Raw genomic sequence first — 8,380 nt, forward strand, 5'->3', positions numbered from 1 at the left:
GCCGCAGCGCCGATGCGCCCCTTCGCGTCCACGCGCCAGTAGCTGATGCATTCGCCATCACAGAACGCAGCGCCCTCTCCTTTGGGCACGGCGTGAGCCCACCACCACGGCCGGACGCTCGCCAAGCTGGCGTCGGCGCTCGCCGCCATGGCGGCGAGATCGCCCACCAATCCGGCGGGCGTCGTGCCCACGATCCACGGCGAATCCTTGGGCTGCGGCCATGTCGCCAATCTGGCTTCGACCGCGGCGTCCCCGTGGCCAAGGCTCGCACTCAGCGCGATCTCCGCCTCTTCAATGCTGCGCAGTCCCACCACCGGATCGACGCTGTGCAACGCACACCGGTTGCCGCCCAGCCACACGCGCCAACGCCGTTGTGGCCTGTCAGCCAAGCCTTGCGCCAACTTCGCACGCCAGTCCTCCTCCGTGATCGGCTCGACACGGACCTCGCCATCGACACGCACGGCCAGCGTGCGACCCGCCAGGTAGATGTCGCCCGTCCTACCCGCCCTATCAGACCTGTCCCACCACACGAAACAGTTCCTCCAAAGTGGATTGCGATTGCTGGATGCGGCGGATGGCTTGCTGCAGCAATGGCTGCACCTTGCCGGCAGGCCCGACATCGCCTTCGAACGCCAGGCGCTTCAACTCCGTGACCTCTGCACCGCCCAGGATCCGGTCGCGCAGGTGGTCGCCAATGACGTGCACCTCGGCGATCACGAAGCGGCCCCGGTAGCCGGTGCCGTGGCAGTGCTGGCAGCCTTGTGCGCGAGGCAGCTCCGCCGGCATCGGCCCGAACGTCGCTTCATGTCTTGCCCACCACGCGGCTTCTTCCGCAGAAGGCGGTGCGCTGGTGGCACAGGCCTGGCACAGCCGCCGCATGAGCCGCTGGACGACGACGCCATTGAGCGAGGACACGAAGCCGAACATGTCCAGCCCGAAGTGCCGGAAGCGCCCGATCACGTCGAACAGCGAATTCGCGTGCACGGTCGTGAACACCAGGTGCCCCGTGAGCGCCGACTGCACCGCGATCTCGGCCGTCTCACCATCCCGGATCTCGCCGACCAGGATGCGGTCCGGGTCGTGGCGCAGGATGCTGCGCAGCCCTCGTGCGAAGGTCAGCCCCTTCTTCTCGTTGACCGGAATTTGAAGCACGCCCGGCAGTTCGTACTCCACCGGGTCTTCGATCGTGATGATCTTCTCCAGCCCGGTGTTGATCTCCGAGAGCGCCGCATAGACCGAAGTCGTCTTGCCGCTGCCGGTCGGCCCGGTGACGAGCAGCATGCCGTGAGGCAGGCGCGCGAGGTGCCGCAGCCGGAAGGCACTGTCCGCATCGAAGCCCAGGGCGTCCAGCGTGACGTCGTCGCCCTTGCTGCGCAACGTGGACTTGTCCAGCAGCCGCAACACCGCGTCCTCGCCAAACACGCTGGGCATGATGGAGACCCGCAGGTCGACCTCGCGCCCTTCGAACCGGAAGCGGAAGCGACCGTCCTGCGGCAGGCGGCGCTCGGTGATGTCGAGCTGGGACAGCACCTTGAGCCGCGAGATCACCTCCTCGGCCAACTGGAAGCCTTCCAGGCGTTCGAACTTGGCCATCACGCCGTCCAGCCGGTGCTTGACGGTGAGCCCTTGCCGGTCGCACTCGAAGTGCACGTCGCTGGCACCGGTGCGCCAGGCGGCGAGCAGTGCCCGGTCCACGAAATCGACAATGACCGAGCCGTTGGCCGAGCCAGCGCTTGTGCTGGTAGCCGGGGCAGCCGATGCAGGCCCAGGGAACGCTGGCGCGCCCGACGCAGCGTCGAGCAGCACATGCCACCTCGCCAGTTCATCGGCACTCGCAGCCAGCGGCTCCAGCGCCTGGCCGAGAATCGCGCTGGCACGCTGCAATGCGCGGTCATCCCAGGGGTCGGCCATGGCCAGGAAGCTGATCCCTGCACCCTCGCGCACGATGGCCACGCCCACCGGCAGGGCCAGCCGCGTCGGCAGGCTGACCAGATCGGCAAGGCCGGCACTGGTGCGAACGCCTGAATGCGCCGGCAGCAAAGCCTCCCAGGGCCAGCCAGGCTGTTGGCGGCGCAAGGCATCGAGCACCGTGCCCGCATCCGCTGCGCGCGCTTTGCTGAGCTCGGCCAGGACGGCGGATGCGGTCGGTACAGGGGCGGTCTTGGGGCTGCTCATCGCACAGACCCCGCAATGTCGAAGATCGGCATGTACAAGAGCACCACCATGCTGCCCACCATCAGCGCGACGCCCAGCAGCAGCACCGGCTCGACGATGCGCGTGGCGCGCTCGATGAAGGTCTCGAAGGTCTGGCGATGCCGCTCGGCGATGGCGCGCAATACCCGGTCGAACTCGCCACCTCGCTCGCCTGCGCGAATGAGCCGCTCGGTCACCGGATCCGTCAGCCCCACCGAATCAAAGCTCACCGACGCCGCCGCCCCTTGCTCGATGCGCAACCTGGCCTGCGTCAGCCTGGCATGCATCTCCGGCGCCTGCGCCAGGGTCAGGCACACCCCCAGCGCCTCGTGCAGGCTGTAGCCGCCGTGCACCAGCAGGGCCAACGCTTCGAAGAGCCGTGCGCGCTCGAAGTGGCCGGCCTGCACCGCAAGCCAGGGCCAGACGCGCAGCAGCCAGGCCAGCAGTTGTGCCGGCCGCGTCCCACTCAAGGCCCAGAGCACGCCGGTGAACAGCAAGGCCAAACCCACAGGAGCAAGCCAGGGCTGCGCCGAGAGCAAGGCGCTGAAGGCCAACAACCCACGCGTGGCGGTGCTCACACCCGCGCCGGCCTCCGAGTACAGCTTCGCAAAGCGCGGGATCACCACCAGCAGCAGGAACACCGCGATCAGGCTGCCCAGCCCCACGACGACGGCCGGGTACAGCGCCGCGCTGATCACCTTGCGCCGCAGGCCGCCCACCATGTCGTCAAAGCGCAGGAAAGCGTCCAGCGCGTGCGTGAGGTCGCTGGTGCGCTCGCTGGCGCGCACCGAGGCCACCAGCAAGGCGGGGAAGCCGCCCACTTGCTGCATCGCGGTGGACAGGCTCTTGCCTTCGCGCAGCCTGGCCAGCAAGGCCTCGTGCATGGACGCTGGCCCTGCCGCCGCGGCCAGTGCATCCAGCGCTTCCACCACCGACATGCCCGCTTGCAGCAAGGCGCGAAGCTCGCGGCACCACAGGGCCAGGTCTTCCTTGCGTTTGCCCCCAGCGGCCGCCTGCCGGCGACCGCGCAGGGTCCGCAGCTCCAGCACCGTGTGCCCGGTCGCCGAGAGCAAGGCACGCGCAGCCGGCTCGTCGTCGGCCTGCAACCGGCGCAGCTCGACCGCGCGGCTGGCGGGGTCGAACAAGCGGGCTTCGAAGTCCATGTTCAGTGCCACGCAGGCGCGTCAGTTGCTGAGATCGGCGTCGTCGCCAGAGCCGCCGGTACGCTTGTCGTGCCCGAGGCTGAGGATGTCGTAGTCCCGGCCGCTCGTGCCCGGCATGCGGTACTGGTACGGCGAGCCCCATGGGTCGGTGGGGATCGCGTTCTTCATGTAGGGGCCACGCCAGCGCGCATTGCCGTCAGGCGCGGCCATCAGCGCCGCCAGCCCTTGCTCAGTGCTCGGAAAGCCCCCCATGTCCAGGCGATAGGCCTGCACTGCCTTGTCCAGCGCATCGATCTGCGCCTTGGCCGCGGTGACCTCCGAGCGGCCGATCTGCCCCATCAGGCGCGGCCCGACGATGCCGGTCAACAAGCCGATGATCAGCACCACCACCAGCAGCTCAAGCAAGGTGAAGCCACGCGCCTTGGCAGCAAGGGCGACGGGAGAGATGGGCCGGCTCAAAACGACATTCATGAAGACAACCTTGGCGTAAAAACCCAATCGGAATAGTGCGTGGCCGCAGGCAGGTCGCTGAACTCCAGCTGCTGCGGCACTTGCGCCCACGGCTTCTTGTCGGACCGGCTGCGCACGCCCGAGATGTCGCCGCGCGCATCGCGCAGCAGCGCCCAGTCCGCTTGGCCCGTGAGCGGGTCCGGATACAGCGCCCGCAAGTGCCGCCGAACCACAGCGGCACGTCTGTCGGTCAGCAAGTCCTCCAGGCTTCCCGGAAAACGTGCATCCCCGCCCGGCGTGCTGGCGCGGTAGCGGGCCAGCGCCGCAGCGTAGGCATCCCCCACGCGAAGCAGTTGCCGCTCGTTCTCGCGCGCGATCTGATCGGCCCAGCGCTGGGCGACCAGCGAGGCTGCCGTGCTGGCCACCGCCAGCAGCAGCAGCACGAACACCCAGCCCATGCCCTGTTGCGCCACGCGCAGGGACTGGGGCTGGCGCGCCTTGCGAGGGTCACCAGGCCGCATACAGGCTCCCATCTCGCGACAGGCCCGCGGCACCGCTGTGCACGTCGTAGACCTGGCCTTGCGCGCCCGACGGTGGTGGCACCACGGTCCAGGTGAGCACGCTGTCGGTGACCGGGTCCGGCGGGACTTCGCGCAGGTAGCGCTCCTTGGCCAACTCGGCGAGTTCCGAGGGGTAGCGGCCGCGGTCGGCGTTGAACTTGTCGATGGCGTCGCGCATGGCGCGCAGGTTCTGCTTGAGCACGATCTCGCGGGCCCGGTCCACATGCTCGACGTAACGCGGCACGGCCAGGCCCAACAGCAGCGCCAGGGCCGCGAGCACGACCAGCAGCTCGATCAGGGTGAAGCCGGCGGGCGGGCGCAGCGATGGGCCGAGCGTTGGGCGTTTGCAGGAGCGCGCCATCACCAGTCCTTCAGGGGCACGCCATTGCTGCCCTTGGCGGTTGAACTGGACTGGACATCAAACACGTCGGCACCAGCGTGCGGCGCCTCCGGCGGGCTGTCGTAGCTGCGCAAGGCCCAGCTGGCCTCCGCGGTCAGTTCAGGCGATGCAAAAGGATCCCGCGGCAAGCGCCTGAGGAAGTAGCGCGGCTGGCCGTGCACGTCCATCACGCCTTCGGTCAGGCTGGCGAGCTTGGGCGGGTAGCCGGAGCCGCCGGCCTCGCGGGCGATCTGGCCGGAGTCCACAGCCTTCTTGTAGGCGTCCAGCCCGCCGCGGATCTCCCACAGCGCGTCCCGCAGGGCCTGCTCCTTCTGCCGCTGCGCGGCCATCTCGGCCATCGGCATGGCGCCCATCGCCAGGATGGACAGCACGGCCAGCACCGCCAGCAGTTCCACCAGCGTGTAGCCGCCAGGCTTGAGTGCCTTCACGGCTGGACCTCGACGGTGAAGGCAGGCGGCGGCGTGGCCTTGCCCCGCTGGCCGTCGCCCGTGACGACGCTGGCGGCGCCCATTGACAGGCTGTAGCGACCAGGCTTGGGCGCCACCATGCGCCACTCGAACAAGCGGCCCTTGCCTGGCGCGACGGTGGGCTTGGAGCGCAGCGCGCCGGTGTCAATCGCGCCGGTGTCTTCATCATCAGAAGCGCTCAGGCTCACCGGCGTCTGCGGATCCCGGCCCCAGAAGTCGCCAGCTGCCGACTCGGTGACGTGCAAAGCGCCCGGCACGCCCTGCAGGCCCAGGTTCAGGCTGCGCAGGCCCAGGGGGGTCTCGCCATCGAGTGCGAGCGTGAAGACCTGCCCAGCCTTGACGGTGGCCGGGCCCTGCCACTGGAAGGTCATGGGCAGCAGCGGCAGATTCTCGTTGCCGACCGCCGGGCCAGCAGCGGGCGCGGCATTTGGGGCTGCATTGGGGGCGGGAGCAGTGGCAGGTGCGGTGGCCTTGTTGCCGTCCGGCTTGGCCGGCAGCTCAGGCGCCACGCGGCCGCCCACCTGGCGCAGCCGGGTGTAGGCCTCGGTGCCCACCCAGAGTTCGGCTTCGCTTGGATCGGGTTGCCGCAGGTTGCGCACGATGCGCGGTGTGATGGCCAGGACCAGCTCCGTGCGGCTGCCGTCGTCGAGTTGGCTGCTGAACAGGCGGCCCAGCACCGGCACGTCGCCCACCAGCGGAATGCGGCTCGCGCTGGTGCGGTCTTCCTTGCTCAGCAGGCCGGCGAGCAGTTGGGTCTCGCCGTCCTTCAGGCGCAGCGCGGTGCTCGCATTGCGGGTGCTGATCTGGTAGGCCACGGTGCCGGAGGTGGTCTTGATCTGGCTGGCGAGTGAGCCGACTTCCAGGGCCAGCTTGATCAGCACTTCGTCGTTGGCATAGATGGTGGGTTCAATCTCCAGCTTCAGGCCCACGTCCAGGTAGCTCACCGAGTCACTCACAAAGCCGGTCTGCGAAGTGGTGGTGGTGATGATGGGCACCTTGTCGCCGATCAGCACCTTGGCCTTCTCTCGGTTGCGAGCCCTCACGCGCGGGTTGGCCAGGATCTCGAAGTCGCCCACCTCACGCCGCAGGTTGAGCGTCACGCTGCCCACCGACACGCCGATGCGCCCGTCGTCCAGGTTCCGCAGGTTGGCAATGGTCAGGCCGCCACCGGAGCTGGGCGCCAGCGCCGACAGGCTGATGCTGCTGGGCACCTGCAAGCCCAGCTCGGTCAGCCGGGTCGAGCGGATCTCCAGCACTTCGAGTTCCAGCAGCACTTCCGGTTCCTGCGTGTCGTACAGGCCGATGAGCCGTTCGGCAAGTGCCACGGTCTCCGGCGCCTCGCGCAGGGCCAGCATGTTGCTGCGCTCGTCCACGAAGGGGTCCTTGAGCTTGAGCATGGACTTCAGGAAGCTGGCCGCGCCCTTGGCCTCGGCACTGGCCAGGTAGAAGACGCGGATGACCTGCTCCTGGTATTCGCGCTGCTTGTCCGGCGTGTTCGGGTAGATCAGCACGGTGCGATCGTCCAGCACCTTGCGAGCGAGCTGGTGGGTGCTGACGATGAGGTCCAGCGCGTCTTCCACGCGCACCTGCTTGAGGTAGACGGTGACCTTCAGGTCCTGCCGGATGTCCTTGTCCAGCACGAAGTTCAGCCCGCTGTTGCGGCTGACCAGGTCCAGCACCTGGCGCAGGCCGGCATCCCGGAAGTCCAGCGAGATGGGCCGCTGTTCGGCGAGGCCTGCTTGGGAGGACTGCAACTGCTGGCTGCGCTGCGCGGCCTGGATCTGCAGCTTCAGCGCTTGCAGGCCAGCGTGTTGTGGGTCGGACTTGAGGCCTTCGTCGATCACGCGCAGGGCCGCCGTCAACTGGCCTCGGGTGTGCAGGCCTTGGGCCTCGTCGAGCACGCTGGCGAGCCGGCGGTTGAGGCGCAGCTGGGCCAGCATGGCTTGGGCACGTCCGTTGGTGGCATCCAGGGCGAGCGCGCGTGCGATCAGGCGTTCGGCTTCGTCAGGCCGGCCGGCACTTCGTTGCCGCGCGGCATCGTCCAGCCAGCCTTGCAAGGTGGCGTCGCGCAGCGTGAGGTACTGCGCTCGAAGGTTGGCATCTTCCGGGTAGCGGCGCAGACCGTCCTCCAGCGTGCGCAAGGCTTGTTCAGGTTGGCCGCTGGCGGCTTGTTCGCTGGCTTCGTGCTGGACGAGGCCGGCACAGCCGGACAGGCCCAGCAGCGTGGCGCCAAACAATGCGGAGAGGCACAGCACACGTGCGCCGCGCTTTGCGCCCGCAAGCGGAATGGACCGGACAAGAGAGGACAACATCGTCATGGATCAAAAATTGGCCATCAAGGGGCCGCTTCGGCAGGCAGGGGCAGGCTCACGGTGGGCATGAGCAAAGGGTGGCGCAGCCGGATCTCGGTGGCGGTGATGGCTTCGATGCGGTAGCCGCTGCTCAGCTCCACGCCGGGCGCTGCGACCACGGCCTGCTGGCCGTCCTGCACGAACAGCAGGCGCGCGCCGTCCGGGCCGGCAAAGCGGCCGAGGACGCGGTGGGTCATGGGCGGGGCTTGGGGCGGCGGCGGATCGATGTTGGCTGGGGCAAGCGCTTGGGGGGTGGGCTGCGCGGCAGGCTTGGCGGGCTTGCCTGTAGGCGCTGAAGCATCGGGATAGAACGGGTCGCGCGTGGCTTCGCTGAGGACCACGGGATCGGGCTCGGCACTGGCGCTGCCTTGTCTGACGGCAAGCGCCGAGGAAACGGGCGTGGACGCTGGCGGTGATGCCGCCGCTGAAATGGCCGGCACAGCCTGCGCGCGCGTGCGTGATTCGGGAACCTGCACCTCGCCCGGAGGCCAGAAGATGGCCCATGCGCTGGCCAGCACGCTTGACCCAAGGGCTGCCATCAAGACCGGGTGCAGGCGGCGCTGGGCAGGCGGTTGTGCCGTCGCGTTCACGGTTGCGGCGCTCGTTCGAACACGCGGAATTCCAGTGTGGCTTCCACCACGCCACTCTCGGTTGCTGCGCCACGGCGAATGTCCAGCGAGCCCAGGGCCAGCATGTAGGGGTGGCGCGCCAGCATGTCGCGCAGCCAGCCTTTGAGTTGCGGGTACCGGCCTCTCACCTCAGCTTGCATCAGCGAGCTTCGGTAGGGGCTGCCGGC

At 68.7% G+C, this 8,380-nt stretch carries 10 protein-coding genes; all 10 read right to left on the reverse strand.

Going from position 1 to position 8,380, the window contains the following annotated elements; translation table 11 throughout:
* The coding region (locus tag FKP22_RS13725) for a hypothetical protein (RefSeq protein WP_141288046.1) at positions 1-461 on the reverse strand (461 nt) is incomplete at its 3' end.
* A gap of 49 nt (positions 462-510) precedes the next feature.
* Positions 511-2,175 carry a GspE/PulE family protein gene (locus FKP22_RS13730; protein ID WP_141288047.1) on the reverse strand — a complete coding sequence of 555 codons (1,665 nt, stop codon included), beginning with the start codon at positions 2,173-2,175 and terminating at the stop codon, positions 511-513.
* Positions 2,172-3,356, reverse strand: coding sequence for a type II secretion system F family protein (locus tag FKP22_RS13735; RefSeq protein ID WP_170200893.1), 1,185 nt, complete (start codon positions 3,354-3,356; stop codon positions 2,172-2,174). The genes FKP22_RS13730 and FKP22_RS13735 overlap by 4 nt, the downstream gene beginning before the upstream one ends.
* 21 nt (positions 3,357-3,377) lie before the next feature.
* Complete coding sequence (gspG, locus tag FKP22_RS13740; RefSeq protein WP_141288049.1) at positions 3,378-3,827, reverse strand: type II secretion system major pseudopilin GspG; 450 nt, start codon at positions 3,825-3,827, stop codon at positions 3,378-3,380.
* Positions 3,824-4,327 carry a type II secretion system protein gene (locus FKP22_RS13745; protein ID WP_141288050.1) on the reverse strand — a complete coding sequence of 168 codons (504 nt, stop codon included), beginning with the start codon at positions 4,325-4,327 and terminating at the stop codon, positions 3,824-3,826. Before FKP22_RS13745 ends, gspG begins: the two co-directional genes overlap by 4 nt.
* Positions 4,314-4,727: a type II secretion system protein gene (locus FKP22_RS13750; protein WP_141288051.1), complete on the reverse strand. Its 414-nt coding sequence runs from the start codon at positions 4,725-4,727 to the stop codon at positions 4,314-4,316. The genes FKP22_RS13745 and FKP22_RS13750 overlap by 14 nt, the downstream gene beginning before the upstream one ends.
* The gene (locus tag FKP22_RS13755) at positions 4,727-5,194 is read right to left on the reverse strand and encodes a type II secretion system protein (protein WP_141288052.1); all 468 of its coding nucleotides are present in this window, start codon (positions 5,192-5,194) and stop codon (positions 4,727-4,729) included. Before FKP22_RS13755 ends, FKP22_RS13750 begins: the two co-directional genes overlap by 1 nt.
* On the reverse strand, positions 5,191-7,545 hold the full coding sequence (locus tag FKP22_RS13760) for a secretin GspD/PilQ domain-containing protein (protein WP_170200894.1): 2,355 nt from the start codon (positions 7,543-7,545) through the stop codon (positions 5,191-5,193). The genes FKP22_RS13755 and FKP22_RS13760 overlap by 4 nt, the downstream gene beginning before the upstream one ends.
* A gap of 23 nt (positions 7,546-7,568) precedes the next feature.
* Positions 7,569-7,781 (reverse strand): hypothetical protein, encoded by a 213-nt coding sequence (locus FKP22_RS13765; protein ID WP_141288054.1) that lies wholly within the window; start codon positions 7,779-7,781, stop codon positions 7,569-7,571.
* 389 nt (positions 7,782-8,170) lie between these two features.
* On the reverse strand, positions 8,171-8,380 hold a 210-nt coding region (locus FKP22_RS13770), incomplete at its 5' end, for a hypothetical protein (protein ID WP_211361405.1).

It is taken from the genome of Ideonella azotifigens (assembly GCF_006519715.1).
Lineage (GTDB): Bacteria > Pseudomonadota > Gammaproteobacteria > Burkholderiales > Burkholderiaceae_C > Ideonella > Ideonella azotifigens.